This is a genomic window from Bradyrhizobium sp. JHI2711, assembly GCF_056156565.1.
Map to the genome: position 1 here is coordinate 1,453,700 of NZ_JBPZPT010000001.1, position 26,350 is coordinate 1,480,049.

At 63.7% G+C, this 26,350-nt stretch carries 25 protein-coding genes and 2 pseudogenes; 7 read left to right on the forward strand and 20 right to left on the reverse strand.

What is annotated here, in order from left to right; all coding sequences use genetic code 11:
• Positions 1–41: 41 nt before the first annotated feature.
• From ACTEK7_RS06920 to ACTEK7_RS06930, 3 genes are read right to left on the reverse strand one after another with little or no spacing between them, the layout of a single operon-like run.
• A complete protein-coding gene (locus ACTEK7_RS06920; RefSeq protein WP_225146522.1) occupies positions 42–473 on the reverse strand; it encodes a RidA family protein in 432 nt (143 codons plus the stop codon).
• Between the two features lie 18 nt (positions 474–491).
• Positions 492–1,670: an acyl-CoA dehydrogenase family protein gene (locus ACTEK7_RS06925; protein ID WP_225146521.1), complete on the reverse strand. Its 1,179-nt coding sequence runs from the start codon at positions 1,668–1,670 to the stop codon at positions 492–494.
• Between the two features lie 16 nt (positions 1,671–1,686).
• On the reverse strand, positions 1,687–4,005 hold the full coding sequence (locus tag ACTEK7_RS06930; RefSeq protein ID WP_225146520.1) for a bifunctional salicylyl-CoA 5-hydroxylase/oxidoreductase: 2,319 nt from the start codon (positions 4,003–4,005) through the stop codon (positions 1,687–1,689).
• A 281-nt stretch (positions 4,006–4,286) separates the two neighbouring features.
• Between ACTEK7_RS06930 and ACTEK7_RS06935 the strand changes: the two genes are divergently transcribed.
• Positions 4,287–4,793 carry a MarR family winged helix-turn-helix transcriptional regulator gene (locus ACTEK7_RS06935; RefSeq protein WP_036013463.1) on the forward strand — a complete coding sequence of 169 codons (507 nt, stop codon included), beginning with the start codon at positions 4,287–4,289 and terminating at the stop codon, positions 4,791–4,793.
• Between the two features lie 12 nt (positions 4,794–4,805).
• Here ACTEK7_RS06935 and ACTEK7_RS06940 read toward each other — a convergent pair whose 3' ends face one another.
• The 7 genes from ACTEK7_RS06940 to ACTEK7_RS06970 are packed head-to-tail and all read right to left on the reverse strand — an operon-like array spanning position 4,806 to position 12,192.
• Complete coding sequence (locus ACTEK7_RS06940; protein WP_225146519.1) at positions 4,806–6,470, reverse strand: ATP-dependent acyl-CoA ligase; 1,665 nt, start codon at positions 6,468–6,470, stop codon at positions 4,806–4,808.
• Between the two features lie 9 nt (positions 6,471–6,479).
• Positions 6,480–7,637 carry an ABC transporter substrate-binding protein gene (locus tag ACTEK7_RS06945; RefSeq protein ID WP_225146518.1) on the reverse strand — a complete coding sequence of 386 codons (1,158 nt, stop codon included), beginning with the start codon at positions 7,635–7,637 and terminating at the stop codon, positions 6,480–6,482.
• 58 nt (positions 7,638–7,695) lie between these two features.
• Complete coding sequence (locus ACTEK7_RS06950; RefSeq protein ID WP_225146517.1) at positions 7,696–8,475, reverse strand: cyclase family protein; 780 nt, start codon at positions 8,473–8,475, stop codon at positions 7,696–7,698.
• A 35-nt stretch (positions 8,476–8,510) separates the two neighbouring features.
• Positions 8,511–9,752, reverse strand: a complete 1,242-nt coding sequence (locus ACTEK7_RS06955) for an SDR family NAD(P)-dependent oxidoreductase (protein ID WP_225146516.1) — start codon at positions 9,750–9,752, stop codon at positions 8,511–8,513.
• Positions 9,749–10,927 (reverse strand): thiolase family protein, encoded by a 1,179-nt coding sequence (locus ACTEK7_RS06960; RefSeq protein WP_225146515.1) that lies wholly within the window; start codon positions 10,925–10,927, stop codon positions 9,749–9,751. Before ACTEK7_RS06960 ends, ACTEK7_RS06955 begins: the two co-directional genes overlap by 4 nt.
• A gap of 22 nt (positions 10,928–10,949) precedes the next feature.
• Positions 10,950–11,378: an organic hydroperoxide resistance protein gene (locus ACTEK7_RS06965; protein WP_345944074.1), complete on the reverse strand. Its 429-nt coding sequence runs from the start codon at positions 11,376–11,378 to the stop codon at positions 10,950–10,952.
• A gap of 31 nt (positions 11,379–11,409) precedes the next feature.
• Positions 11,410–12,192, reverse strand: a complete 783-nt coding sequence (locus ACTEK7_RS06970; RefSeq protein WP_225146514.1) for an aspartate/glutamate racemase family protein — start codon at positions 12,190–12,192, stop codon at positions 11,410–11,412.
• Positions 12,193–12,827: 635 nt separating this feature from the next.
• On the opposite strand from ACTEK7_RS06970, the gene ACTEK7_RS06975 reads away from it, so the two are divergent.
• The 4 genes from ACTEK7_RS06975 to ACTEK7_RS06990 are packed head-to-tail and all read left to right on the forward strand — an operon-like array spanning position 12,828 to position 17,539.
• The gene (locus ACTEK7_RS06975) at positions 12,828–13,976 is read left to right on the forward strand and encodes an ABC transporter substrate-binding protein (protein ID WP_036023841.1); all 1,149 of its coding nucleotides are present in this window, start codon (positions 12,828–12,830) and stop codon (positions 13,974–13,976) included.
• A gap of 43 nt (positions 13,977–14,019) precedes the next feature.
• Positions 14,020–15,063: a branched-chain amino acid ABC transporter permease gene (locus tag ACTEK7_RS06980; RefSeq protein ID WP_225146513.1), complete on the forward strand. Its 1,044-nt coding sequence runs from the start codon at positions 14,020–14,022 to the stop codon at positions 15,061–15,063.
• The gene (locus ACTEK7_RS06985; protein ID WP_225174879.1) at positions 15,060–16,829 is read left to right on the forward strand and encodes a branched-chain amino acid ABC transporter ATP-binding protein/permease; all 1,770 of its coding nucleotides are present in this window, start codon (positions 15,060–15,062) and stop codon (positions 16,827–16,829) included. The genes ACTEK7_RS06980 and ACTEK7_RS06985 overlap by 4 nt, the downstream gene beginning before the upstream one ends.
• Positions 16,826–17,539, forward strand: coding sequence for an ABC transporter ATP-binding protein (locus ACTEK7_RS06990; RefSeq protein ID WP_225145821.1), 714 nt, complete (start codon positions 16,826–16,828; stop codon positions 17,537–17,539). Before ACTEK7_RS06985 ends, ACTEK7_RS06990 begins: the two co-directional genes overlap by 4 nt.
• A 251-nt stretch (positions 17,540–17,790) precedes the next feature.
• Here the strand turns inward: ACTEK7_RS06990 and ACTEK7_RS06995 are convergent.
• Positions 17,791–17,928 (reverse strand): annotated as a pseudogene (locus ACTEK7_RS06995) (IS5/IS1182 family transposase); the annotation flags it as partial.
• A gap of 170 nt (positions 17,929–18,098) precedes the next feature.
• Here ACTEK7_RS06995 and ACTEK7_RS07000 point away from each other — a divergent pair.
• Positions 18,099–18,338, forward strand: coding sequence for a hypothetical protein (locus ACTEK7_RS07000; protein WP_225145822.1), 240 nt, complete (start codon positions 18,099–18,101; stop codon positions 18,336–18,338).
• A gap of 132 nt (positions 18,339–18,470) precedes the next feature.
• Here the strand turns inward: ACTEK7_RS07000 and ACTEK7_RS07005 are convergent.
• A pseudogene (locus ACTEK7_RS07005) lies at positions 18,471–18,629 on the reverse strand (IS5/IS1182 family transposase); the annotation flags it as partial.
• Between the two features lie 171 nt (positions 18,630–18,800).
• Between ACTEK7_RS07005 and ACTEK7_RS07010 the strand changes: the two are divergent.
• Complete coding sequence (locus ACTEK7_RS07010; RefSeq protein ID WP_225145823.1) at positions 18,801–19,250, forward strand: GFA family protein; 450 nt, start codon at positions 18,801–18,803, stop codon at positions 19,248–19,250.
• Positions 19,251–19,290: 40 nt separating this feature from the next.
• Here ACTEK7_RS07010 and ACTEK7_RS07015 read toward each other — a convergent pair whose 3' ends face one another.
• The 8 genes from ACTEK7_RS07015 to ACTEK7_RS07050 form a co-directional block, all read right to left on the reverse strand.
• Complete coding sequence (locus ACTEK7_RS07015) at positions 19,291–19,962, reverse strand: ABC transporter ATP-binding protein (RefSeq protein ID WP_225145824.1); 672 nt, start codon at positions 19,960–19,962, stop codon at positions 19,291–19,293.
• Entirely contained in the window at positions 19,959–20,702 is a 744-nt protein-coding gene (locus ACTEK7_RS07020; protein ID WP_225112763.1) for an ABC transporter ATP-binding protein, read from the reverse strand. The genes ACTEK7_RS07015 and ACTEK7_RS07020 overlap by 4 nt, the downstream gene beginning before the upstream one ends.
• Entirely contained in the window at positions 20,702–21,658 is a 957-nt protein-coding gene (locus tag ACTEK7_RS07025; protein WP_225145825.1) for a branched-chain amino acid ABC transporter permease, read from the reverse strand. Before ACTEK7_RS07025 ends, ACTEK7_RS07020 begins: the two co-directional genes overlap by 1 nt.
• Entirely contained in the window at positions 21,658–22,557 is a 900-nt protein-coding gene (locus ACTEK7_RS07030; protein ID WP_036013410.1) for a branched-chain amino acid ABC transporter permease, read from the reverse strand. Before ACTEK7_RS07030 ends, ACTEK7_RS07025 begins: the two co-directional genes overlap by 1 nt.
• Before the next feature lie 70 nt (positions 22,558–22,627).
• Positions 22,628–24,109 (reverse strand): ABC transporter substrate-binding protein, encoded by a 1,482-nt coding sequence (locus ACTEK7_RS07035; RefSeq protein WP_225145826.1) that lies wholly within the window; start codon positions 24,107–24,109, stop codon positions 22,628–22,630.
• 160 nt (positions 24,110–24,269) lie between these two features.
• Complete coding sequence (locus tag ACTEK7_RS07040) at positions 24,270–24,992, reverse strand: hypothetical protein (RefSeq protein ID WP_225145827.1); 723 nt, start codon at positions 24,990–24,992, stop codon at positions 24,270–24,272.
• Positions 24,989–25,426 (reverse strand): acyl-CoA thioesterase, encoded by a 438-nt coding sequence (locus tag ACTEK7_RS07045; RefSeq protein WP_225145828.1) that lies wholly within the window; start codon positions 25,424–25,426, stop codon positions 24,989–24,991. Before ACTEK7_RS07045 ends, ACTEK7_RS07040 begins: the two co-directional genes overlap by 4 nt.
• Entirely contained in the window at positions 25,426–26,334 is a 909-nt protein-coding gene (locus ACTEK7_RS07050) for a fumarylacetoacetate hydrolase family protein (RefSeq protein ID WP_225145829.1), read from the reverse strand. Before ACTEK7_RS07050 ends, ACTEK7_RS07045 begins: the two co-directional genes overlap by 1 nt.
• Positions 26,335–26,350: the final 16 nt, after the last annotated feature.

The window sequence follows — 26,350 nt, forward strand, 5'->3', positions numbered from 1 at the left end:
ATCGTCGCGGTCTCGCCGCGGGCCTGCGGCCGACGCCTTCGTCAGCGCGGGACGACGGCCGTCGCCTCGATCTCGACACGCGAGGATGGCTCGACGAGACGCACGATCTGCACCAGCGCCATGCTGGGGTAATGGGTGCCAATGACCTCGCGATGGACTTTGCCGAGCGCCTTCAGGTTCGACACATATTCGTCCATATCCACGACGTACCAGGTCAGGCGCACGAGATGGTTCGGCCGCGCGCCGCCCTCTGCCAGGATCGCGACGATGTTTTCGAGCGTCTGGCGGACCTGCGCAACGAGTCCGTCGGCAAATCGCCCGGCTGCGTCCCAACCGACCACACCACCCGTCACGATGAGTCGTCCTTCAGCCATGACGCCGTTCGCATACCCCTTCGGCTGCGGCCAGCCGCTGGGCTGAAGCAGTTGCAGACCACGCGTCGCGGGAACTTCCGGCTTGCTGATCGTGCTCATGCGTCGCTCTCAATCCTCTCAGCGCGGCTTCAACAGCTCGCGCGCGACAATCAATTTCTGGACCTCGGTCGCGCCCTCGTAGATGCGCAGCGCGCGGATTTCGCGATAGAGACTTTCGACGACCTCTCCCTTGCGCACGCCGCGGCCGCCGAACATCTGGACGGCACGGTCGATGACGCGCTGAGCGGTCTCGGTGGCGGTCAGCTTCGCCATGGCAGCTTCGCGCGTCGTCGGAAGCTTCTGCACATCGCGGCGCCAGGCCGCGCGGTAGGTCAGCAGCGCCGCCGCGTCGGTGTCGGTCGCCATGTCGCCGAGCGCGGCCTGGGTCAGTTGAAGATCCCCCAGCGTCGCACCGAACATGTTTCGGCTGCGGGCATGCGACAATGCCTCGTCGAGCGCGCGACGGGCAAAGCCGAGGGCTGCGGCGGCGACCGATGCGCGGAAAATATCCAACGTCTGCATCGCGAGCTTGAACCCGCCCCCGGGCGCGCCGAGCCTACGGCTCGCGGGAATCCGGCAATTAGTAAAGCGCAACGTCGCCAGCGGGTGCGGCGCAATGACGTCGATGCGCTCGGCAATGCTAAAACCGGGATCATCCGGAAAGACGACGAAGGCCGAAATGCCGCGGGCGCCCGGCGCCTCGCCCGTTCGCGCAAACAGCGTATAGACGTCGGCAATGCCGCCGTTCGAGATCCAGGTCTTCTCGCCGTCGATGACGTAGGTGTCGCCGTCGGCCCGCGCCGTGCAGGACATCGCCGCGACGTCCGACCCCGCCTCCTTCTCGGAGAGCGCGAAGGCCGCCAGCCATTCGCCGGAACGCACCTTCGGCAGCACGGCCTTGCGCAACTCCGCCGAGCCACCCAGTGCAATCGCTCCGGAGCCAAGCCCCTGCATGGCGAAAGCAAAATCGGCGAGGCCATCGGCATAGGCCAGCGACTCGCGCGACAGGCAGATCGAGCGGGAATCGATCGACGTCGCATCGCCATCGGGCGCCGCGACCGCGCAATCTAGCAACCCCGCCGCGCCCATCGCGCGCACAAGATTGCGACAGGCACCATCCACATCATTGTGATCGATCTTGTCGAGGGCTCCCGACTGCACGAAGCGATCGAGCGCCTCGCCGATCGCAAGATGGCGGGGCTCGAAGAACGGCCAGTCCAGCCATTCGCGCCGGATCATCTTTACCACGGAGTTCATCCGATCCCTCCTTCGCTCACTGCGCGGCCACGGCAGCGGCACGCGCCAGATTGGCTTCGTATTGTCCCTTGGCGGACAGATATTGCTTTGGCCAGTTGACCGCTGTGATCCCGATGCGCGCGGCTTCGTGCAGCGTCCAGGCCGGGTCGGCGAGATGCGGCCGCGCAATCGCGCAGAGATCCGCGCGGCCAGCCGCGAGAATCGAGTTGGCGTGATCGGCCTCGGAGATCGCACCGACTGCTATCGTCTCGATGCCGACTTCGTTGCGGATCAGATCGGCGAATGGCGTCTGGAACAGGCGGCCGTAGATCGGCCGTTCCTCCTTCCAGACCTGTCCCGAGGAGCAATCGATCACGTCTGCTCCCGCCTCCTTGAACATCGCAGCGAAGATCGCGGCGTCGGCCGGCGTGTTGCCGCCTTCGGTCCAGTCATGGCAGGACAGCCGCACCGACATCGGCCGATCGGATGGCCACGCCGCGCGCATCGCCCTGAAGACCTCCAGCGGAAAGCGCGCACGATTTTCGTGGTTGCCGCCATATTCGTCAGTCCGCCGGTTGGTCAGCGGCGAGAGGAAGCTCGATAGCAAATAGCCATGGGCGCAATGAAGCTCGAGCCAATCGACACCGGCGTCGGCAGCACGGCGCGTTGCGGCGACGAAATCGTCGCGGACGCGGTCCATGTCGCTGCGGTTCATCTCCCGCGGCAACTGGCTGTGCGGCAGATAGGGCAGCGCGGAAGCCGAGATCAGCGGCCAATTGCCTGAAGCCAGCGGTTGGTCAATCCCCTCCCAGGCGAGCCGGGTCGATCCCTTCCGCCCGGCATGGCCGAGCTGGATGCCGACCTTGGCATGTCCGAGGCTATGGACCAGATCGACCAGCCGGCGCCATTGTGCCGCTTGCTCATCATTCCAGAGCCCGAGACAGCCCGGCGTAATCCTGGCATCCGGTGAGACGCAGGTCATCTCGGCAAAGATCAACGCGGCGCCGCCCATGGCGCGCGCTCCGAGGTGGGCGATGTGGAAGTCGTTGATCAGCCCGTCCTTCGCCGAATACATCGCCATCGGCGAGACCATGATGCGGTTCGCCAGCGTGAGGCCGCGCACGCGGTGCGGCGTCAGCATCGGCGGCGGTACCCGTTCGCCGTCCTCGACGGCGATGCCCGAGCGCGCGGCAAACCATCGCTCGAATCCTTCCAACCAGGCACGGTCGCGCAGGCGCAGGTTTTCATGGCTGATGCGCTGGGAACGCGTCAGCATCGAATAGAAGAATTGCGGCGGTTCGAGCGTATCAGCATAGCGCCGGCCGACCACCTCGAACCATTCCATCGCATTGCGCGCGGCGTTCTGGATGCGCGCCACGTCGACGCGGCGTACTTCCTCGTAGGCCTCCAGCACGGTCTGGATGCGGTCGCGCCCGTGACCATGGCGATCGAACTGGTTGGCGAGCTCGATGGCGTCGTCGAGCGCGAGCTTGGTGCCCGACCCGATGGCGAAATGCGCAGTGTGCGCGGCGTCTCCCATCAGCACGACATGGGAGCGGCCGTTGAACACGCTCCATTTGCCGCAGATCAGGCGGCTGAAATTGAGCCAGGCCGAGCCGCGCAGATGGCGGGCGTTGGTCAAGAGCTTCGCACCGTCGAGCGTCTCGGCAAAGATCTTCTCGCAGAAGTCGATCGACCCCTGCTGATCGAGCTCGCCCAGCCCGTGAGCATTGTAGGTCTCTTCCGTGGTCTCGACGATGAAGGTCGAGGTCTCCGCGTCGAACTTGTAAATGTGTGCCTGGAACCAGCCGTGCTCGGTCCTCTGGAAATCGAACGTGAAGGCGTCGAACGCCTTCTTGGTGCCGAGCCAGATGTAGCGGTTCGGCCGGATCACCATGTCCGGCTGGAACTGTTCGGCATAGCGGGCGCGAATCCTGGAGTTGACACCGTCGCAGGCGACGATCAGGTCGGCGTCGGGGAATTCGAGATCGGACTCCACCTCACGCTCGAAGGCGAGCTCGACACCCAGAGCCTCGCAGCGCCTCTGGAGAATGTTGAGCAGATGCTTGCGACCAATGCCGATGAAGCCGTGGCCGGTCGTGCGCTGCCGCGTCCCCTTGAAGACCAGCTCGATGTCGTCCCAGTGATTGAAGGCGTCTTCGATCTCGGCCGCGCTTTCGGGGTCGGCAAGACGCATCGCAGACATCATGGCATCGGAGAATACCACCCCCCAGCCAAACGTATCGTAGGGCTTGTTGCGCTCGACGACCGTGACGACATGTTCCGGATGTCGACGCTTCATCAGGAGGCCCAGATAGAGGCCGGCCGGCCCGCCGCCGATACAGACTATGCGCATGATCCCTCGCTTTCGCGCGTTGCGCCGAGCTCTCACCCAATTATTTTAAGTATAAAATATTTCCTCGACGCGTGCCTTGTCAAGGCGGTTCTGCAAAGGCCCTGGAGGGCACGCCCCTCGCCGCAGCGTCGATCTGAATTTTAGTGTAAATCGGATGCACGGCGGCGCCGATTCCGGATCCCTCGGACCCAGCCTTGAATTTACTTTTGGCACGAACTATCTTGCCAATGTCCACGAGAGCTGCGCCAGCTTTCGTAAGCCACGAAGCCCGGGAGATTCGATTGGCACTCGCGAAGGAGTCCACCCCTGTTTCGGCCAAGAACGAGACGGATCAGGAGGCTGAGTACAGGGCTCAAACACGCCTTTGGCTCCGACTGCTCGCCTGCACGTCCCTCATCGAAAGCGAGTTGCGGCGCCGGTTTCGCGAAGAGTTCGACTTCACGATGCCCCGCTTCGACGTTCTCGCCCAGCTCGACCGCGAACCAAGCGGACTTGTGCTGGGAGAGCTGCCCAAGCGCCTGATGGTCTCCGCCGGGAACCTCACGCCAATCGTCGACCGCCTGGTCGCAGATGGATACATCACCCGCACGGCGTCGAACCTCGACCGGCGGGTGCAGATCGTCTGTATGACGGTCGAAGGCCGCAAGATCTTCAGGCGAATGGCCAAGAGCCATGGCGCATGGCTTGCCGAGCTGCTGGCGGATTTCCCGGCAGATCGGTTCGATGGATTGATCGGCGAGCTCGACGAACTCAAGGCCGCCGTCAGGGACGCCTTGCAAAAACCTTGAGCGAATACGACGTCAGCGTCGTACCTTCACTCCGGCCGCTTCGCGATCCCATGTATCCGTCGTGACACCGGCATCGCGCAGCACGCCCTTCTTGATCTTGCCGTTCTCCGTCAGCGGCATCTGACTGAGGATTCGCACATAGCGCGGAATGGCGAAATAGGCGATCCGTCCTTCGCAATGCCTGACGATGTCGACGGGCTGTAGCAAGTGGCCCGGTTCCAGCAGAATCGCAGCGGCAACTTCATCCTCACCCAACTCCGACGGCAGCGGGTAGACCGCGCAGGCAGCGACCGCGGGGTGCGCCTGGATCGCCTGCTCGACCTCCCACGAGGACACGTTCTCGCCGCGCCTGCGGATGGAATCCTTCATGCGATCGATGAAGCGATAATGCCCGTCGGAATCGCGAACGACCCGATCGCCTGAGTGGAACCACAGATTTCGCCAGGCCTCCACGGTCTTCTCCGGCATGCCGAAATAGCCGGACGCGAACGCAAAGGGTTCTCTCGCGCGAAGCACGAGCTCGCCGGCCTCTCCATCAGGCAGCGCGGAATCATTCTCGTCGACGATCCGCGCCTCAATGCCATCGGCCAGGTACCCCATCGTCCCCGCCCGATCCGACGGAATCGTGCCGGCGAACACGAAATTCGTCTCCGTCGACCCGTAGCCGTCGACCAGCGGTACGCCGAAGCGCTCGCGGAACGGGCCGTGGATTTGCGGCGGCACGCCGCCGCCAAGAGCGACACGAAGACGATGCATTGACTCGTCTGCGCTCTTCGGCTGTGCCAGGAGCACCGACGCCATCGCACCGAGCAGATAGCCGACCGTCGCATTGTGCTGTCGCGCGGCAGCCCAAAAGCCGGAAGCCGAGAACTTCGGCTCGAGCACGTACGTGCATCCGTTCAGCAGCGCCTGATAGAACGCATTCAGCGCGTTGGTGTGGAACAGCGGCAGCGTCGTGAACAGCACATCGCCCTCGCGGATTCCGAGCGCGCGCGCCGAATAGACGCCCCACCAGAACAGCTGCGCCTGCGGACAGCACACACCCTTCGCAGGCCCCGTGGTGCCCGACGTATAGAGGATCGCAACGGTGTCACCGGGACGCACGGCGCCGGCCGGGGCTGCGGCGCCAAGAGGCGGCAGCGGGACCGCGGAAAGCCTGGCACCGATTGCGTCGGCGGCAGCTCCGATGATCCAGGTCCGAGGCGGCAGCTCGACATCCGCCTCGACACTCTCGACCGCGCTGGCGAACTGAGCCTCGATGACGAGCAGCGCGGGACGCGAGTTGCGGAAAATGTGGGACAGCTGGAAGCCGCGCAAGGCGGTATTGATCGGGACCGCAATCGCCCCCAGCCACGCACAGCCGAGATAGACCTGCAAGAACTCCGGACGGTTCGAGCACATCAGCGCGACCCGGTCGCCCGGCTTGATCCCGGTATCGACCAGCGTCTGGGCCGACGCAGCCGCAATCGTCGCAGCCTGCGTAAAGCTCCAACGCGCCTCTCCGGCAACAAGCAGAAGGCGATCGCCGTAACGCTCCGCCTGGCGCCTGAGCATCGTCGAGAGGATGCGCTCAGACGGCGGAAACGACGCCATCGCGCGCGCCCAGTCAGGCGTCACGTCCTCACCGCCGACCACCTCGGTGATGTTCGCCAGCGCATCTTTCTCCATTGCGACCATGCTCGCACCTCAAGGCAACAGCTTGTACTTGCCGTCCTCGATCTGAACCATGATGCGCGAGCGATCGTCGACTCCATGCCGGTCCGCCGGCGTGTAGGTGTAGACGCCCTGCGTCCCGACGACCTCCTTGGTGGTGAACAGTGCCTGGCGAATCGCGGTACGGAACTCAGGTGAGCCTGGCTTGGCACCGGTTGCCAGCGCACGCTTGGCGGCGTCGGCGAAGATCAGCCAGCCGTCGAAGGAATAGGACGAGAATGAATCCGTCGGCGCCTCGCCATTGGCCTTTTCGAAGGCCGCGCGGAAATCCAGGGCGACCTTCTGGATCGGATTGCTGGCCGGAAGCTGCTCCGCCGCGGTCACAGGTCCCGTCGGGCACATGATGCCATTGGCGGCTTTGCCGGCCAGACGAAGGAAATCGGCGCTGATCAGCCCGTGATTGCCGTAGAGCGGTCCCTTATATCCCCGCTCGGACAGAGCGATGACCGGCAGCGCGCCTGGCGTGCCAGTGCCGCCGAGCATGATGGCGTCGGGACGCACGGCGAGTGCGCGCAGCACCTGAGCCGTCACCGACGAGTCCGACCGGGCATAGCGTTCGTTGGCGACGACCTTGATGCCGGCGGCCTTCGCACTCTGCTCGAGCGAATTGTACATGAGATCCCCGAACGCATCGGAGAAACCGATGAAGGCGACGGTCGTCAGGCCCTTCGCCTTCATATGGTCGACGATTCCTTGCACCAGAAGCGGCGTGGGCTGCGGCGTCTGCACGACCCAGGGACCGCCGTCGCCTGACGCCACCGGTGCGATCGGCGACACCGCGATCATCGGAATCTTCATTTCGATGGCCGCGGTCGCCATCGCGAGCGTCTGGGGAGCGCCGGACGTGCCGATCAGGATATCGACCTTCTCCTGCTCCACCAGCTTGCGCGCATTGCGTGCCGACGCGGTCGGATCGGAGCCGTCGTCGAGCTGGATGACCCGCAGCTTTTCGCCGCCGATTTCGCCGATATAGGCCTGACCTGCCGCGATCCCCTTCGCGTTGGGAATACCGATCGATGACACCGGCCCACTGAGGCCGGTAACGAATCCAACGAGGATCTCGGCTCGCGCGAATTGCGGAACGGCAAGCAGCAATGCAGTGGAAGCCACCAGGCTCTTGATCAAGTTCATGGCACCTGTCTTTCGGGAGAATTTCTTGGTCTGATTGGCGAGCGCCATTGATTGGGGCTCAAGTGGACGACACCAGAGCGATGACTCGAAGCGGGCTGCCGGAACCGTTCTGGATCTTTAGTGGCGAGGCCACGATGACGGCGCCGGTGGCCGGAAGCTGATCCAGGTTACACAGGCATTGCAGGCCGTAGCGGCCCGCGCCATGCAGGAAGTGATGCGCCGGATAAGGCGGCTCGAAGTGTCCGGCCTGCCCCGCATCCGTGCCGATGGTTTCGGTGCCGAAACCGATGACACCGCGCTCCTCCACCAGCCACTTCATCACCGCCGGGTTCGGGCCCGGCGTATGCGCGCCGTCGTCCCTGAGATTGGAGTAGTCACGCCAGCCCTTCTTCGACCAGTCGGTCCTGAGCAGGACCCAATTCCGCTCAGGGATCCGGCCGTGCCTGGCTTCCCAAGCTTCGACAATCGGGACGGTCAGCAGGAAATCGGGATCCTGCGCCGCCTGCGCCGAGCAGTCGATGACACAGGCCGGTGCGATCATGTCCTTGGCCGGCAACGTGTCGACGGCATTGTTCGGCAGGTTCTTGCCGGTGAACCAGTGAATCGGCGCGTCGAAATGCGTGCCGGTGTGTTCGCCGAACGTAACGTTGTTCCAGTACCAGGCCGGGCCGCGACCATCGTATCGCGATATCTCCTGGATGCGGACAGGCGCGGCCTGACCGAATTCCGGCGGCAGGACGATGACCGGAAAGTCCGGACTGAGTGTGAAGGTCAGATCGACTACGCGCACCGCGCCGGAAGAAATCGCACTCGCTAGCTCCAGGAGATTGCTTTGCATCGTCAAGTCCTCCAGCTCGGTTGAAATCCCGCTTCTTATCGGTCGAGCTCGCGCTCGAGCGCTTTCGGATTGGCCGCGAGACGTTGCCGGATCTCTTCGGCGACATCTCCGACATACATCTCTTCGAGTCCGTTCTTGAGGCCCGACACGATCGCCTGCGCGATCGCGCGCGGTGCGACCTTCGGCGGCGGCACGGTCTGGAACCATTCGGTGTCGACAGGGCCGGTGAACAGGTTCATCACCCGGACGCCGCCCGGCCGCAGCTCCGCGCGCAAGCAATGTGACAGCGACAGGCAGGCGGCCTGCGAGGCCGAGTAGGCGCCGAAGGCGGGCCAGTTCGCCAGCGCATAGACCGAGAGAATATTGACCCATGCCGCGCTGCTGTTGATGCCATCGGCACCGCGCATCCGCATGGCCGGGCCAAAGGCTTGAGCCAGATTGATGAAGCCGAGATAGGCCTGATCGATCTCGTCCCGTGCGATGCTCGTGCCCCTGCGGTCGAGCAGGCCGCCCGGCCGGACATATTCCGTCGTGTTGACGAGAATATCGACCTTGCCGCCGATGTCGGCCGCAAGATCGGTAGCCGATTTCTCGTCAGCCGCATCGAGAGTCACGATCTCGATCCCGTTCTGACCGCGCAGCCGCTCCTCGCCGGCGAACGGTCGCCATGGTTCGGCAATGCCGACGAACACCGTCTTGGCACCCGCCGCCTTCAATGCGGCGACGGCTTCCTGACCGATGACGCTGCGGCCATTGGTGACGAGCACGCGACGGAATTTCGGATCGGCCGTCATTTCCCGCCACTGCTTGTCGTCTGCCATGTTGGGAGTCTCCCCTTCGGGACGGGCAAAGGCCACCGCCTGGCCGCTCTTGTCGAGTTGCAGCGACATGCTGACGGCCGCGCCCTCTGCGCAGTCGGCATGAAGATGTGCGACGATCGTCGGACCGCAATCCATCTTGACGAGGCCGATCCGCCACGGCGCCCGCTCGCGGAAATAGACGTCGCTCGGCACCAGCGCCGTTGTCTCGGCAAGCAGTACACCTTGCCGCGGCGCATCGACGAAAGCGAGGCCGGCCGAAAGACAAGACGGGCAGGCTTCGCGCGCCGGATAAGCAAAGGTGCCGCAAGCCTCGCAGCGCTGCAGCATAAAGCGGCCTTCGGCGGCCGCGCGCGTGAACCCGTGCGACATCCTGCTGCGCGGTCGCGGTGGCGAGGCCGGTAGCCGCGTCCGCAGCAGCGGGTTCTTGCGCCGGGGCGGCTTGATCTGCTCTATCATCGCGACGGTCCAGCAAGGATCGCGGCACCCGAGGCGAGACCACGATCATAGTTGATCATACCGAACCCCGAGGCCAGAGCGAGGCTCGCATTCCTGACCTGCGTGGGACCGGCACTGCCCAGAACCTGCCGCAACCCTTCAACGAGGCCGAGATAGGCGCCGGCGGCACCGGCCTGCCCGACCGAGAGCTGTCCGCCCGAGGTGTTGTGCGGGAAGTCGCCATCGATGGTGAGATCGTGTTGGCGCACGAACTCAGCGCCCTCGCCCTTCTTGCAGAATCCGAGATCCTCGAACTGCATCATCGTGATGACGGGATAGTCGTCATAGGTCTGCACGACATCGAGATCGTCAGGCTTGACGCCGGCCATCGCATAGAGCTCGTCGACATCCATCGCCCAGCCGCCGCGCACCTGCATCGGATCGTCGGCAAAGGCATTGTGCCGCTCGATCGTCGAAAGGAGTCGCGCGGCGGGCAGCTTCAGGGATGAAGCCGTCTCATCGCGCATCACGAGGAAAGCTTCCGCGCCCGCACAGGGCATCACGCAATCAAACAGGTGGATCGGATCGGAAATCGGCCGGGCCGCCAGGTATTGCTCGAGCGTGAGCGGAGCCTTCATGAGCGCATGCGGGTTGCGCAGGGCATTGGCGCGCTGGGCGACAGCGATCTTGCCGACGTCCTCGCGCGCGACGCCGAACATTCGCATATAGTTGCGCGCAATCAGCGCAAAGCTGGCATTGGCGCCGCCCGCGCCGTAAGGATAGACGGCGTCCTGATTGAACCGCGAGAAATTCTCCAGCGTCAGCCTGAACGAATCGACGTGATTGGTGTCGCCAGCGACGCACGCCACGATGTCGGCATCGCGCGCATGAACCGCGCGCGCCGCCTTGCGCAGCGCCGCAATAGCGCTGGCGCCGCCGAGCGGGATCGTATCCAACCACCGGACGCAGAGCCCGAAATGCTGTGTCAATCCGATGCCACTGTCCGTGCCCATGGTGAAACTGGAGACGCACAGGCCGTCGATGTCGGAGGCCTTGATGCCGGCCTTCGCGACGAGCGCGCTCAGCGCCCGCCCGATCCACCACTGCGCGCTCTCGATGGAGTAGCGCACATAGGGAATCGTGACGGGAGCCGCGATCACCACGCCGTCATATGGTGCGCGCAAGGTGTTGGTCACCGACCGCCCTCGTTCATCCGCCTCAGACCACCGTCAGTTTCACGTCAATATTGCCGCGGGTTGCGTTCGAATAGGGGCAACGCTCATGCGCACCGGCAACGACCTCTTCGGCCACGGCCTTCTCGACACCGGGCAGGCTGACCTTCAGCTCGACAGCGAGCGCATATCCGACGGGCACCGGCCCCATCGCAACCTTCGCAGTCACGGACGGCTCGGCAGAGGGCACCACCTTCCGCGTGCGCGCGACGAGCTTGACCGCGCCGAGAAAGCAAGCGGCATAGCCGGCCGCAAAGAGCTGCTCGGGATTGGTGCCTTCGCCGCCGGGACCACCCATCGATTTCGGCAAGGACAGGGACACCGAGAGCAGACCGTCAGCGCTGGCCGCCTTGCCATCCCGACCTCCGGTCGCCGTCACCTCGGTCTCGTACAGGATCTTTTCGGGGGTCATCATTATTTGTTCTCCAGGGACAGTTTTTCGAGGACTAGCGGCTGTTACGGGCAAGTAGCGCGCGGAAGTCATCGCGGGCCTGGGCGCTGGCCCGCCTGAAGCTCGGCCCGCGGCTGGGCTCGGTGCCATTGAGCTTCCGGAGCTGTACCCACATCTCGGCACTCTTGAGCGCCACGGCCGCGCAGTTGACCACTGGGGCGTGGCCGACCTTCAGGCCATGCTCTCGCCCGATCAAGAGGCCTGGCAACACGCCGGCCGGAATCACGACATCCGCGCCGCATTCCACCAGCGGGAGCGCGCAGGCGACGAAGTCCTTGATCATGCGGGCTTGGGCGGCAGCGTTTCCGGCGAACGCATCGGCGAAATCATCCGGCCTGCAGCCAAGGCCGGTCACATGGACGACGCGATCGCCGAGGCCGTAACGCTCGGCCTGCTCATAGTGCAAGACCTCGAAGACGGGATCGAGCGTCACAAGACCCAGCCGCCGCCCGAGTTGTGAGGCCGCCAGCAACGTCGCCTCGCCGGTCCCGATCACGGGAATGTCGAGCGCCGAGCGCAGCTCGTAGAGTCCGGGATCCTGAAAATGTCCCATGACGAAGGCGTCGAACCCGCCCTCCTCCGCTGCGATGCCGTTGTCGATTGCCTGGACCGCACAGCGCAATTCCGCGAGCCGTCCGAACTCGCGGTCCGGCGGACTGATGCCCTGGACGTGGACCGTCGTGCCTGGCGCAGCGATGTCGTTCAGGTATTCCGACAGCCGCGCCATGTAGGGCGCATTCACGCTCGCATCAACAAAGCTCTGCCAGAAGATGCGCATCGTCCTTCTCCTCAAGCGGTGATCGGAGGATCGGTCGTCGGCTGCCGATGAATATATTTCAACCATAAACTAATTGACGCGTCAAATGCGCGCGGCGGCGACGGCGACCAGTGCCGTCGGGGTCAAGGCGAGCACGGCGTTTTCTATGGGTCGATGAGCGCAGGAGCGCCGCACCCTGACGAAATTGTATGCAACAACATTTTTTTCTGACAGCCCCGTGACACGTGTTGACGGCGCCACCGGAGTTACTTTAGGCTTTAAGTAATTCCTCGCCGGTCAAAGACCGGTGGCCATGACAATGATGTTGCAGGGCACCGATTTTGAGAGACTCGATCGTGTGGACAGTCGCCGTGCTCGAACAGCCGGCCTTAGCAGCAGCATCGCCGGTCGCGCATCGCGGCGGCACCGACGACCTTTCATCGCTCCGGAAAAGGCCCGCTTGCATGTGCCGGTGGGCCTATCGTTCGCGCGGCACGCAACATCATGGCTGCTGAGCGCCGGGCGAGCACACTCTTTTCGGTCGCGCCCGGTATTTGGCGCCGCAGCAATGTTTTCAATCGGCCGGTTCGTCGTTCGGGGACGCCGTGCGGCAGCATCGAAGCATTCCTATCCAGCATTAACGGAGGAGAACGCATATGCGCAAGACTCTGAGTTTACTTGCACTTGCCGCCGGCATCGTCACAGCCCCCGCCGCGCGGGCCGATATCACCATCGGCTTCGTCACCTCGCTCAGCGGCAACGGCTCGTCGATCGGCATCCCCTACGGGCGCGGCATCAACGCGGCCTATGAATACAAGAAGACCGTCAACGGCGAGACCATCCGCCTGATCCAGCTCGACGACGGCTCCGACCCGTCGGCCGCGACCCGCAACGCGCGCAAGCTGGTGGAAGAAGAGAAGGTCGACCTCCTGATAGGCACCGCGACGGCGCCCTCGACCATCGCCATGGCGGCGGTGGCGAGCGAATTGAAAGTGCCGATGATCGCGGTCTCGCCGATCGGCAAACTGCCGGAAACACCCGAGCAGTGGGTGGTGTCGGTGCCGCAGCCTGCGTCCCTCCTCGTCAAGATCATCGCCGATCGCATGAAGCGCGACGGCATGAAGAACATCGGCTATATCGGCTTCTCCGACGCCTGGGGGGACCTCGTCTACAACGGCGCCAAGGCGGCGGAGGCCGCCGGCGATGTCAAGATCCAGACCAACGAGCGCTATGCGCGCACCGACACTTCGGTCACCGCGCAGATCCTCAAAGTGCTCGCGGCGCGGCCGGACGCCGTGCTGGACGGCGGCTCGGGGACGCAAGGCGCGCTGCCGCTCCTCAGCCTCGCGGAGCGCGGCTTCAAGGGAAACACCTACGGCACGGTGGCGCTCGTCAATCCGGACTTCGTGAACGTCGGCGGCAAGGCGGCCGAAGGCATCCAGGTCTCCGCCGGCCCGGTCATCGTGGCCGAGCAGCTGCCCGACGAACATTTCGCCAAGAAGATCGCGCTGGATTTCCGCAGCGTCTACCAGAAGGTCCATAACATCCCGACCACCGACGGCTTCTCGGCCTACTCCTTCGACGCCTGGCTGATCTTCGCCAACGCAGCGGAGCGCGCGCTCAAGACGGCGAAGCCCGGCACGGCGGAATTTCGCGCCGCCCTGCGGGACGCGATCCTCAGCACCAAGGAGCTGCCCGGCGTGCACGCCATCTACAACTTCAAGCCCGGCTCGGTGACCGGCGTCGATGAGCGCGCGCTGGTCGTGGTACGCCTGACGGGCGGCGCCTGGAAATACGCGCCGTAGTCGGACAGGGCAGGCCACCAGAACAAGGGGGACGGCGTTCTCAATGACGAGCGACATCGCAGCCATTCTTGCGATCGACGGGATCGCCACCGGCGCAGTCTACGCGCTGGTGGCGATCGGGACCGTCCTCATCTTCACGGTGACACGGGTCATCTTCATTCCCTTTGGCGACATCGCGGCCTTCACGGCGCTGACGCTGGCGGCGCTCGACGCGAAGCGCTTTCCCGGCACGGGCGCGCTGGTCGTCATCCTTGCGTGCCTCGCAACCCTGATCGAAATCATCTCGCTGCTGCGCAACGGCGAACTTCGGCTGCTTCCGCGCGCTCTCTTCTTCTACCTTGCATTGCCGTTGGCCGTGGTTGGCCTCGCCTGGCTGACCATGCGCGCCGATCCGCCGCTCGCCATCAGGCTCGTGCTGGCCTTGATGCTGATCACCCCCATCTCCCCGCTGCTGGACCGGATCGTCTTCCGTCCCATTGCGGACGGGACGGTGCTGCTGCTCCTGACCGTTTCCGTCGCCCTGCACTTCGCACTGGTCGGCCTTGGGCTGCTCTTCTTCGGTCCCGAGGGTGTCAGGACCGAGCCGCTGACGTCATTGTCGACCGAGCTTGCGGGCGTGCTGATCTCGGGGCAGACCATGCTGATCGTGATCGCAGCCCTCGTCTTCTCTGGCCTGCTCTATCTCTTCTTCGACTTCACGCTGGTCGGTAAATCGCTCCGCGCCACGGCCGTGAACCGGACCGGCTCCCGCCTGATGGGCATACGTCCCGCCCGCGCCGGCACCATCGCCTATCTCCTGGGCTCGCTGATGGCCGGCGTCTCCGGCATCCTGATAGCGCCCGTCAACACCATATTCTACGATTCCGGCTTCCTGCTCGGCCTCAAGGCCTTCGTCGGCGCCATCGTCGGCGGCATGACGAGCTATCCCGGCGCGGCCATCGGCGCCGTCGGCGTCGGTATTCTCGAAAGCTTCGCATCCTTCGAGAGCAGCGCGCTGAAGGATGTCATCGTGTTCTCGCTTCTGATCCCGATCCTGATCTGGCGATCCCTCGCCTCGCTGCATTCCGAGGAGGAGATCGAGGAATGACGCGCCTTCACGTTCAGCTCGCGGCGGTGGCGGCGGTAGCGTGCCTCGCGCTCGCGCCATTCGTCCTCAACCCCTTCAGCATCACGCTGATGAACTATATCGGCATCTATTCGCTGGTCGCGATCGGCCTTACCCTGCTCACCGGCGTCGGCGGCATCGTGTCATTTGGACAGGCCGCCTTCGTCGGCGTCGCGGCCTATGCCACGGCCTGGGTCTCTGCTCTGAATGGATCTTCCCCGTGGCTCGGCCTCGTGTTCGGGGTGGCGCTGACCTGCGGTGTCGCGACCGTCCTCGGCGTCGTCACCTTGCGGCTCCAGGGCCATTTCCTGTCGCTCTCGACCGTCGCCTGGGGGCTCGCCATCGGCTTCCTGTTCGGCAATGTCGAGGGGCTCGGGCGCTTCAACGGCATCTCGTCGATTCCGCCGATCAGCATCGGATCACTCGCGCTCGTCTCGAGCGCCCAGATCTATTTCCTGATCTGGGGCATCGTCGTCGTGGTGCTTTTCCTCGGATACAATCTCCTGGACTCCCGGGTCGGCCGCGCCATGCGCGCGCTGCGCGGCGGCAATATCCTGGTCGAAAGCCTCGGCATCAACGCGTTCCGGATCAAGCTCGTGACCTTCGTGATCGCGGCCTTCCTCGCCTCGCTCTCCGGCTGGCTCTACGCCCATATGAGCCGCTTCATCAGCCCGGGCCCGTTCGATGCCGGCATGGGCATCGAATATCTGATGATGTCGATGGTCGGCGGCGCCGGCAGCCTGCTCGGCGGCGTCGTGGGCGCCGCTATCGTCACCCTGCTCAAGAACAGCGTGCAGGACTATCTGCCGCTGATCGCCAAGGGCGCGTCCGGCCAGCTCGAGATCGTCGCCTTCTCCGCGCTGTTCATCCTGTTCCTGCAATGGGCGCGGCAGGGCATCGTGCCGTTCGTCGCGCGCTACTTGCCGAAGATCAAGCGCGAACGGCCGCCAGCCGCCCCGCCCCTGCCCCGCCGTCCCCAGCCGAAACCGGGCGAACTGCTTCTGAAGGTCGACGGCGCCGAACGGCGGTTCGGCGGTCTCGTCGCCGTCAACAATGTCAGCTTCGAGGTCCGCTCCGGCGAGATCCTCGCCGTCATCGGCCCGAACGGCGCCGGCAAGAGCACGATGTTCAACTGCCTGACGGGTGCGCTCAGGGTCAACAAGGGCGAGATCGTCTTTGCCGGACGCGCCATCACGCGCGATCCCCAGTCCCGCATCGCGAGAGGCGGGATCGCCAGGACCTTCCAGCATGTGAAGCTGCGGCCGCGCATGAGCCTGCTGGAAAACGTCATGCTCGGCACCTACGCCCGCACCAACACGGGCCTGTTCGCCGGCGCCTTCCGCCTCAACCAGCGCGAGGAAGCCAGCGCCCGGCACGAGGCCTTGAAGCAGCTCGAACGCGTCGGGCTCGGCGACAAGCCGTTCGAGCTCGCGGGCAATCTGCCGCTCGGCAACCAGCGCATCCTGGAGATCGCGCGCGCTCTCGCCGCAGACCCGGCGCTGCTGGTGCTGGACGAGCCGGCCGCGGGCCTGCGCCGCCAGGAGAAGCTCAGGCTTGCGGAGCTGCTCCGCTCGCTGCGGTCGGACCATCTGACCATCCTGATCGTCGAACATGACATGGAGTTCGTGATGTCGCTGGTCGACCGCATCGTCGTGCTCGACTTCGGCTCCAAACTCTGCGAGGGCGCGCCCGCCGCGATCCGGAGCGACGAACGGGTTCAAGAGGCCTATCTCGGAGGCGTCGCGTGAGCGAGATGTTTTCCATGACGGATGTGACCGTCTGCTACGACAATGTCGAAGCGGTCCGCAACGTCTCGCTGTCGGTCGAGGAAGGCCAGATCGTCACCGTGATCGGCCCGAACGGCGCCGGCAAGACCACGCTGCTGATGGCCGCTATCGGATTGCTCGCCTCCCGCGGCCGCCTCGTCTTTCAAGGCAACGACATCGGCAGGATGTCCGTCGAGGACCGCGTCGAGCGTCGGCTGTGCCTCGTGCCGGAGAAGCGCGAGCTGTTCTCCGACATGTCGGTCGCCGACAATCTCCTGCTCGGCTCCTACAGCCTGCGCGACCGCTCGGGCGTCCAGAAGACGCTGGACGAGGTCTATGATCGCTTTCCGCGCCTGAAGGAGCGGCAGCGCCAGGCCGCCGGCACCCTCTCCGGCGGCGAGCGCCAGATGCTGGCGCTCGGGCGCGCGCTGATGGCCAAGCCGAAGCTGCTCATGCTCGACGAGCCGAGCCTCGGCCTCGCACCGCTGATCGTGCGCGAGATCTTCCGCACCATCGCCTCGCTGCGCGACCTCGGCGTCTCGATCCTGCTGGTCGAGCAGAACGCCCGCGCCGCGCTGGAGACGGCCGATTACGGCTATGTGCTCGAGACCGGCGAGATCGTGCAGTCGGGCCTCGCCAAGGATCTCATCCACGATCCCCGGCTGATCACAGCCTATCTCGGCGGACACTAGCGCTGATCTGGACAGGCAGGGTCGCTGGAAAAACAGAAAGTCGAAAACAACCCCATGCACAGTAGCCGGCGACAGCGATTTCAATGACTTGGCGGCGAGTTTTGCGGAATTTACGAAAACCGCTTGCTCCGTCGGGCAAAACAGGGGCATAATGCCATCATCGCCGCTCCGGATGCCGACGGCTTCAACCGCCAACCTGGACTTCCGTTTTCATAGGTACACTGCAAGGCGCGCCGACAGTCTGAATCCGTGCGTACCGGCAAACCATTGCTATCGCCCACCGCGTGGATTTTACGCGTCAAGCCGCCGCGCGACCTTCCCGTCGATTGGTGCCAATTCCCAGTGATACAGGCGCCATGCTGATGGACGCGGACAATCGAGGTGTCGATCTCTGGACAGCGGCATCATGGGCAGCAGCAAGGCGTCTAGAGTGACTTACATCACCTTATTCAAGTAACCCCCTCCGATCGTGCGCCGTACGTCGCGCTGATTTTGAACTCCCCCGCTTTGCGTGGCCACCAACGGCTACTCTGAACTCGAACTCCATAGGGAGGAAACCATGATTACCAAGACGCTGTTCGTCGGACTTCTTACAGCCGGATTTCTCTCTGCATCCTTCGCAGTTGATGCAGAAGCAGAACCAACTCGTTCCCAGCAGGTGAAAAACGTGGGAACCAGCCAGAATGGTGCCCGGGGGGGCTCCATGGATAGCTGGCCGCAGACCATGGACGAACTGACCAACGCCTATAACTGTGGTCCGTATGCGGACAAAGAGTCGGCCAAGAAGTGCAAGAAGTAAGCAAGTTCTTTGATCGCTCCAGTGCTGCTGAAGGGGTCAGCTACACGCTGGCCCTGTCTTTTTGGGCAATAACTCCGTGGCGACCACAACCTGTCAGGGACGGGCGATGCTCTGTTACGGCCGTATATTGCACTAGGACGCGGACTCATTAAGGCGCAGCCACAGCCTGATTGACGCGAGTTGAACCAAGCTAAGGTAGTTGGCAGCAAGCCTGTCATAGCGTGTCGCCACGCAACGACATTGTTTGGTCCTGTTAAAGAACCGTTCGACCCGGTTGCGGGTGCGGTAGAGATAGGGCTGAAGCAGATCGGATTGCTGCGGTTGCTTTTCGGCGGGATGTTGGCCACGCACCCTTCCATCCGCTCATGCCTTGGCGGAACGCTCCTTCCTGCGGCCCCTTTGCAGCCGCGATCCGGCGAGTTAGCCTCGCTTTGCTTGGTCAACCCAGCCAAGGGGCACACCATGGAGATTGATGGAAGCTGTCACTGTGGTGACATTCGATACAAGGCGGAGGTCAACCCGGACAACGTGATCATCTGCCACTGTACGGATTGTCAGACACTATCAGGTGGTGCCTTCCGCACGGCGGTTCCCGCCGTGGAGGGTACGTTCGTGTTGTTGTCCGGCGCGCCGAAGCGCTACGTCAAAACCGGAGAGAGTGGCAACAAGCGCGAGCAAGCATTTTGCGGCAACTGTGGCACGCACCTCTACTCCGCTCCGCCGGGTCTCGCTTCAAGAGTGGTGGCGTTGCGGGTCGGCAGCATCCGACAGCGAGATCAACTCGTTCCCAAGGATCAGTACTGGTGCCGCTCGTCTCAGAAATGGTTGCAGGGCCTCTCCTCGATAAAGAGGACAGAGAAGCAGCCGGTCTTCGACCCCAAAGGCGGCTTCGGCAGTTCGGCCATCGACTAAGCAGATCTGTAGCTGTGAGCCGAGACTGCAGAGGCGAGCGCTACGCAAGGACTCGGCTCTCGATTTCGCCGCGCTCGATCGTCAGCGTCACGTCGGCGAAGGCCTCGAGCAGCTTTGGGTTCGACTCTGTGATCAGCAGGGTAATGTCCCGGTCCTGCGAACGAAGCCGACGCAGCGCCTCGGCGTACCTCAGCGCCAGCACAGGGGCGAGGCCCTGGAACGGCTCGTCCAGAATGACGAGGCGGGTGCCCAGCATCAGGGCGCGCCCGAGGGCGACCATCTTGCCTTGGCCGCCCGAGACGGAGCCCGCCGGGCGACCCGCCAGTTCCTTGAGTTCCGGCAGGACGGAGTAGGTTCGCTCCAGCCGCCGGCGCGCCTCGTCCGCGCCAAGTTTAGCGACGCGACCGGGCAGAAGAATGTTTTCTTCCACCGTAAAGGCCGAGAAGAGACGACGGTCCTCGGGGGCGTAGCCGATGCCTAGGAAGGGCCGGCGGTGCGGAGGAACATGCCCCAGGTCCTGACCGTCCAGGCGCACGGTGCCACTCGCCTTCGTGAAGCCCATGATGGTCCGTACCGTCGTGGTCTTGCCGGCGCCGTTTCGCCCGATGAGCGCGGCGGTCGCGCCCGGTGGCAGCGAGAAACTGACGCTGCGCAGCACCGGCGCATCAGCGATCGCGACGTTGACGTTCTCGAAGTCCAGCATCGCCGTCATATGCCGATCACCTGTTCGCGGACCTTGGGATCGGCCAGAACCTCCGCGGGCGTGCCGACCTTTTGGATCTTCCCGACGTTCCACACCGCGACTCGGTGGGCATAGCGCTCCACCATGTCCATGTCGTGCTCGACGAAGACCGAGGTCACCTTCTCCTTGGCGAGCGCGGACGTCAGGATATCCATGATCTCCAGCTTCTCTGCGGAGGCGACGCCCGAGGTGGGCTCGTCCATCAGCAGCAGTCTGGGCTTCAGCGCGAGCGCCAGAGCGATGTCGACCAGCTTGCGTTGTCCCTCGGGGAGCTCCCTCGCCTTGCGAGACGCGTACGACTTGACGCCGACGAGATCCAGAAGGCGCTCCATTTCAGGCAGCTCAGGCAGGGCGGAAAGAGCCGTGAAGCCGGAAGGGCTTCCCAGCCGCGAGGCCGCGGCGATCAGCATGTTCTCCATCACAGTCTGATCAAGAAAGAGCTGCGGTATCTGAAAGGCCCGCGCGATGCCGAGCTTGGTGATCGTGCGCGGGAGCTGCGCCGTGATTTCCTGGCCTAGGAAGGTGATGCTTCCGGCCTGCGGCCGCAGATAACCCGTCGAGATGTTGAGGAAGGTGGTCTTTCCGGCGCCATTCGGTCCGATGATCGCGAGGTTCTCGCCTTGGAGAACGTCCAGATCGATACCGTCGGCGGCGACGACGCCACCGAACCGGATCTTGATGCCCTTCGCGGAAAGGAGGACGTTCGTCATCAATGTCCTCCCTGCTTCGCCTGGCCGTAGCGCTGCCTGAGACCTATCAGTCCGTTAGGCGCATAGAGAATGATGACGATCAAGACCGCGCCGAGGATCAGCTGCCAGGTGTCGGCCAGGTGGGCCGCCGCATAGAAGCGCACGCACTCGAACATCGCCGCGCCGGCGAACGCTCCGAAGGCGTGGGCGCTGCCGCCGAGGATCGCGATAAAGACGAACTCGCCCGACTTCGTCCAGAACCCGAACTCGGGCGTGGCGATCTGCTGGATGATCGCCACCAGCGTGCCGCCGATGCCGCCGAGAAAAGCCGAGATTACGTAACCTATCAGAAGCACGCGCCGTGCGGACGTCCCGAGATACTCGAGCCGGGTCTCGTTCGATTTGACGGCACGCAGCATGTGTCCGAGCGGGCTATCGAGATAGCGTTGCACGCCGTAGAAGGCAACGACCGCGATCAAGAGGCTCACGTAAAGAATAACGTACTGGAAGGTTTCGGGCGTAAACGACAGCCCCAACAGGGCCGGACGAGGGACCCGGATGCCGTCGGCGCCGTTGGTGTAATGAAACATCTTCTCCAGCAGCGACCACAGCACCATCGAAAACGCCAGATTCAGCATTCCAAAAAAGATCTCCCGGTAGCGCACGACGAAGAGCCCGACGATGAGGCCGAAGACGGCGGAGGTTATGCCGCCCAGCACGATGAAGAGCACGATGTCGCCGCCACCGACGTACTTGCCCCAGAACGCCGCGGTATATGCCCCGGTAGCGAAGAACATTGCATGTCCGAACGACACCTGTCCCGCCTGCAGCAGAAGAATGATACCGAGAACGACGATGCCCTTCGCTAGGATCAACGCGAACAAGGTTGCCCAGCTCGCTACAAAAAGGGGCGCGACGGCGCTGGCCAGAAAGAAGATAGTCGCGATCGTGGTGACCGGCTTGATGCGACCGCTCATCATATTTTCCTTACCTGCACGGCGCCGAACAGGCCGAACGGACGCACCAGAAGCACCAGCACCATCAGCAGATAGGGAACGAGAACTTCGAATTCCGGCTGGAGATAGATCACGAAGGCACGGGTCAGGCCGATCATCAGCGCGGTGAGCGCGGTGCCCTCGATCTGGCCGAGACCCGCGGTCGCAGCGACGGCAAAGGAAAGCACGATCATATCGGCGCCCATACCGGGGACCAGCGAGGTGGTCGGCGAGGCCAGCGCTCCTCCTAACGCGGCCAGACTCGCGCCGATGACGAAGGTGACGAAATATACGCGTTTTGCGTCAATCCCGATGGCCGTCGATGCTTCGCGGTCCTCCGTGACCGCAAGGATCACCGCTCCCGACAGCGTCCTGCGCAGGAAGTAGCGGAGCCCGAACAGCGTCGCCAATGCGACGCCGGGCAGCAGAATGACCTGGTATGACGTGTAGCTGACGCCGAACACGGCGATGTTGGGAAGTAGTCTCAACGGCTCCGCGGCGAAGATGGGCTGCACGCCCCAGATCAGACGCTGCAGGTTGTCCATGATCATGAAGGCCGCGAAAGTGATCAGAAGCTGGAGGACGTCCTCCTGTCCGGAGAGCGGTCGCAACAGAAACCGTTCGATGAAACCGCCGCACACGACGCCGATCACGATGGAGGCGGCCAGCAGCGCGGGATAGGTGAGCCAAGGCGAGATCGGCGCGATTGCAAGGCTGAACGTCGCAGCCAGGTAGGCGCCGAACGCGTACAGCGAACCGTGCGCGACGTTGACCACGCGCAGCACGCCGAAAATCAGGCTGAGCCCGACCGAGACCAAGAACACCAGTGCGGCGTAGCTGATCCCATCGAGGATCGCCAAGATAGCGAGTGTCGAGTTCATGATGGCCTTCGGAAAAGGTCCGTCCTCCGGGACGGGCTCGGAGGACGGGGATCAAAAGTTCAGCGCGCCGTTACTGAGCTTTGAAGGTCGGCACGTCCATCTTGACGAAGTCCGGCTTGAGCGTCTTAAGCCACTCAACCGATCGTACGCCCGCCGGGTTGGTGATCACCTTCGGATCGAAGATCATCATGTTGTCGAGCAGCTTGAAGTCGTACCCCGGAACGGATTTGGTGACGCCGACCAGCTGAGCTTCGAGACCCTGGTTGTCCTCGGGCCGCAGCGTAATCGGACGGCCGAAGCCGGTCGCGAACTCGATGCCCGCCGTCGCGTCGACGACCTGTTCGCGCGTTGGCCAGTTGCCGCCGTTGGACTTGATCGCCTTGTCGTAGGCCGTCTGCAGGGCCTTGAACGCCTGCGCCATGTGATAGACCGGGTAGATCGGCCATGCACCGGTCTTCGCCTTGAAGGCTTCATTGAACGCCTTGAAGGCCGCGTCGTTCTTCTTCTCGGGATGCAGGAACCAGTGGTCTCCGCGCGCGCCGACGATCAGGCCTTCAGGCAAGTCCTTGCCCAACCGCTGGATCGATGATTCGCCGATCCCGAGCACGAAGGTCGACTGCTGCAACAGGCCGCGCTGACCGGCCTGGCGGACCAGCGTGTCGAGATCTCCGCCCCAAGACGTGGTCAGAACCACATCCGGCCGCAGGGCCAACAGACGGGAGACTTCAGTGGAGTAATCCGGCGCGCCGAACTTCGGGAAGAGCTCCGCGACGACTTGCACGTCCGGCTTCATCGCCTTGAGCGCCGTCGAAAAAATTTCCCAGCTCTCCCGCCCCCATGCATAATCCTGATTGACCACCGCGATCGTCTTAAAGTCGGGCTTGGTCTTGAGCAGGTAAAGGAGCACGGCCAGCATTTCCGGCGTGCCGTTCGCCTGAGTCCGGAAATTGTACCGGTACTTCTTGGTTTCGAGGATAGAGGCCGCACCGCAGTCCCACATGAAATTCATGACTTTGAGGTCTTCGGCGACGGGCACCAACTGGGTGCAGCTTCCCGACGAGATCGAAGCAAACGTGGCATCGACCTTTTCGTCCTGCACCACGCGTCGGTAGTTCGAGACGAGCGCTTCGCCTCCCGCGCCTTCGTCGATGAAGGAGAGCTTGACCGGCACGCCGCCGATGCCGCCCTTCTTGTTGAGGTCCTCCGCGATCATCTCCGCCGCGGCCTTCGCCGGCACACCGAAGACTGACGCAGGGCCCGACAGGAACGTCGTGATGCCGATTTTGAGCTCCGACGGCTTGTTCTGCGCAAGCGAGGTGCCCGTAAAGGCCGCAACTACAAGCCCGGCCGCAACCGCAGCCTTGAGAAATTTCATTGAAAATCCTCCCTGTTTTATTGTTGCGCCCGGTTTCAGCCGCCGTGCGCTTCTTCTTGCAACAACGCTACTATAATTGTCGCGTGTTGCCAGCCCTCTTCTGTCATTCGCGAGCCGACGAACCCGGTTCGACGCCGTCGCCCATTTTGTCGGCTGCGCATCGATTGGAACGGACAAGGGCCCAAATGGTCGATGCCTCCAATTCCAGCGTGCGAAAAAACAAACACCGACCGCGCTTTGCGCTTTGGGCCCATCGCGACATACTGCGCCGCCGCACGAACTCGGTCGCTATAGGGAGTAAAGCAGACGTTGCTTTTGGCCGCATCACGCCGCCGGGTTATGGGTACACGGCCTGGGACCTCGCCGCCACCCCCCTAGTCAGCATCGGAAAATGCTTGTTGCCGCCTGCGAATGGCGGGAATTTCACGAAGTCGGCACGCATGTGCTTGATCACGTCGGAGCCGAGTGCGTGCGCGAGGGCTTGCGGGCTGTCGAACACCAGCTTGTTGCGTTGCATGTGCTCGACGCGCCGCGACGGCAGCCGGTCGACCCAGTCGATGCGGGTGTAGATCTCGATCTGGCGGACGTTCGGAAAGGTCCGCATGATCGACGGGTGGTGCTCCAGATAATGCCGGTTCCAGGCGTTCATATCCTCGGCCGGGCCGGGATAGTGCACGAGGTAACTGCACGGGGTGGTCGTTCCCGCCGGATGCTCTGCGACATCGACCGGAAACGGGCGCGTCAGCATCACCTGGTGTGCGACATCGAGTCCGGTGAGGCCGGATAGCCCGGCCCCTGTTGCGAGGCTGGCGAGGACGCCGCCGCGGTCCATTGCCGCCTCGCAGGCGAACAGGTCGGGAAACCGGAGTTGAAGCGCAAAGGCGGGGCCGGTGCCGTCGGCCTTGTAAGGATGGTCGACCGACTGTTCCAGCGGCGTGAACAACAGGGCCTCGGTTATATCGGGGATCGATCCGACGAGCTCCGCCACAGCGGCAACCTCATCGGGACGGAGTCGCCGTTCGCCCGTGGAATCGGAGAATGTCATGAACAGCGAGATCATGCGGGCGTTGCCTCGGTCCCCTCGCCCACACTCACATGCGCCATCAGTGCGACGCGAATGTCATCGGGCCATGGGATCGCATGATGATCGACCAGCGAGGTCGCAGCAAGGATCTGGCGCGCGCGCCAGCGCGGGCCATTCGCGCCGGAGATGACATGCTCGAGATGAAGAGATGACCCACCGACCCTGATGATGCGCAGGTTGAATGTCAGGAAGTCGCCGAACATCGACGGCCGGGAGAAATCGCAATCAAGGTGCACCGTGGGCGTTCCGATCTTCCGGACCGCGATCAGCTCCGGCCATGGAAAACCGATTCCAGCCCAGAAATCTTCGACGACGCCGTTGAGAATGTTCAAATAGGACGGGAAGTACGCGATCCCCGAGGGATCGCAGTCTCCGAACCTGAGCTCGCGATCGAACGAAAAGTTCGTCATCAGATCGCAACGACGGGGTGGCGGATGACACCGACACCGTCGACGCCGGCCTCGACCACGTCGCCCGGCCAAAGCCATTCCTGCGGGCTCATCCCGGCGCCGACGCCTTCAGGCGTACCCGTGGCGATGATGTCGCCCGGCTCGAGCGTCATGCCCGACGAAATGTCCGCTATCAGCACCGGAATGTCGAAGATCATGTATTTGGTGTTGGAGTCCTGCTTCATGACCCCGTTCTTGGTCAGCCACAGCCGCAGATCGTGTGGATCAGGAATCTCGTCCGCGGTCACGATGCACGGGCCGAACGGCGCATAAGTGTCCATGCCCTTGGAGAAAATCCACTGTCCGGCGCGGCGATTGTCGCGCGCGGAAATGTCGATCATCACCGAATAGCCGAAGACGTGGTCCATCGCCTTGTCGGCCGCGATGCGCGTTGCAGTCTTGCCGATGATGACGGCGAGCTCGACTTCCCAGTCGAGCTGCTGCGTCATCTTCGCATTGTGCTGGATCGCCGCGCCCGGGCCGATCACCGAGGTCGGCGGCTTCGAGAAGACGACCGGCTGCTTCGGCAGGTCCTTGTCCGTATCCAGGCTCTTTGCGGATTCCGCCACATGCGCCCGGTAGTTCAGCCCGATGCCGAAGATGTTTTTCCGCGGCCGCGGGATCGGCGCCTGCAGCTTTACATCCTCGACGGCGACCGCCGAGCCAGCCGGGAAGCCGCCATGGGCGTCCGCCAGTGCATCCCTGAGCGCAGGCAGCAGGGTCACGCTGTTGTCGATGAACGACAGCATATCACCCGGCCAGGTCACGCCGCTGGACGCACCAAGGTGCTCGACATCGACGACCAGTCCATTGACGAGGGCTCCAAGACGGGCTCCGCTGGAGCCCAAGGTGTAGGTGACGAGACGCATGAAGGCTTCTATCCGG

Coding starts and splice junctions, on each gene's coding strand:
- ACTEK7_RS06920 (WP_225146522.1), bottom strand. CDS start 473: ATGAGCACGATCAGCAAGCCGGAAGTTCCCGCGACGCGTGGTCTGCAA.
- ACTEK7_RS06925 (WP_225146521.1), bottom strand. CDS start 1,670: ATGAACTCCGTGGTAAAGATGATCCGGCGCGAATGGCTGGACTGGCCG.
- ACTEK7_RS06930 (WP_225146520.1), bottom strand. CDS start 4,005: ATGCGCATAGTCTGTATCGGCGGCGGGCCGGCCGGCCTCTATCTGGGC.
- ACTEK7_RS06940 (WP_225146519.1), bottom strand. CDS start 6,470: ATGGTCGCAATGGAGAAAGATGCGCTGGCGAACATCACCGAGGTGGTC.
- ACTEK7_RS06945 (WP_225146518.1), bottom strand. CDS start 7,637: ATGAACTTGATCAAGAGCCTGGTGGCTTCCACTGCATTGCTGCTTGCC.
- ACTEK7_RS06950 (WP_225146517.1), bottom strand. CDS start 8,475: ATGCAAAGCAATCTCCTGGAGCTAGCGAGTGCGATTTCTTCCGGCGCG.
- ACTEK7_RS06955 (WP_225146516.1), bottom strand. CDS start 9,752: ATGATAGAGCAGATCAAGCCGCCCCGGCGCAAGAACCCGCTGCTGCGG.
- ACTEK7_RS06965 (WP_345944074.1), bottom strand. CDS start 11,378: ATGATGACCCCCGAAAAGATCCTGTACGAGACCGAGGTGACGGCGACC.
- ACTEK7_RS06970 (WP_225146514.1), bottom strand. CDS start 12,192: ATGCGCATCTTCTGGCAGAGCTTTGTTGATGCGAGCGTGAATGCGCCC.
- ACTEK7_RS06975 (WP_036023841.1), top strand. CDS start 12,828: ATGCGCAAGACTCTGAGTTTACTTGCACTTGCCGCCGGCATCGTCACA.
- ACTEK7_RS06980 (WP_225146513.1), top strand. CDS start 14,020: ATGACGAGCGACATCGCAGCCATTCTTGCGATCGACGGGATCGCCACC.
- ACTEK7_RS06985 (WP_225174879.1), top strand. CDS start 15,060: ATGACGCGCCTTCACGTTCAGCTCGCGGCGGTGGCGGCGGTAGCGTGC.
- ACTEK7_RS07000 (WP_225145822.1), top strand. CDS start 18,099: ATGATTACCAAGACGCTGTTCGTCGGACTTCTTACAGCCGGATTTCTC.
- ACTEK7_RS07010 (WP_225145823.1), top strand. CDS start 18,801: ATGGAGATTGATGGAAGCTGTCACTGTGGTGACATTCGATACAAGGCG.
- ACTEK7_RS07015 (WP_225145824.1), bottom strand. CDS start 19,962: ATGACGGCGATGCTGGACTTCGAGAACGTCAACGTCGCGATCGCTGAT.
- ACTEK7_RS07020 (WP_225112763.1), bottom strand. CDS start 20,702: ATGACGAACGTCCTCCTTTCCGCGAAGGGCATCAAGATCCGGTTCGGT.
- ACTEK7_RS07025 (WP_225145825.1), bottom strand. CDS start 21,658: ATGAGCGGTCGCATCAAGCCGGTCACCACGATCGCGACTATCTTCTTT.
- ACTEK7_RS07030 (WP_036013410.1), bottom strand. CDS start 22,557: ATGAACTCGACACTCGCTATCTTGGCGATCCTCGATGGGATCAGCTAC.
- ACTEK7_RS07040 (WP_225145827.1), bottom strand. CDS start 24,992: ATGATCTCGCTGTTCATGACATTCTCCGATTCCACGGGCGAACGGCGA.
- ACTEK7_RS07045 (WP_225145828.1), bottom strand. CDS start 25,426: ATGACGAACTTTTCGTTCGATCGCGAGCTCAGGTTCGGAGACTGCGAT.
- ACTEK7_RS07050 (WP_225145829.1), bottom strand. CDS start 26,334: ATGCGTCTCGTCACCTACACCTTGGGCTCCAGCGGAGCCCGTCTTGGA.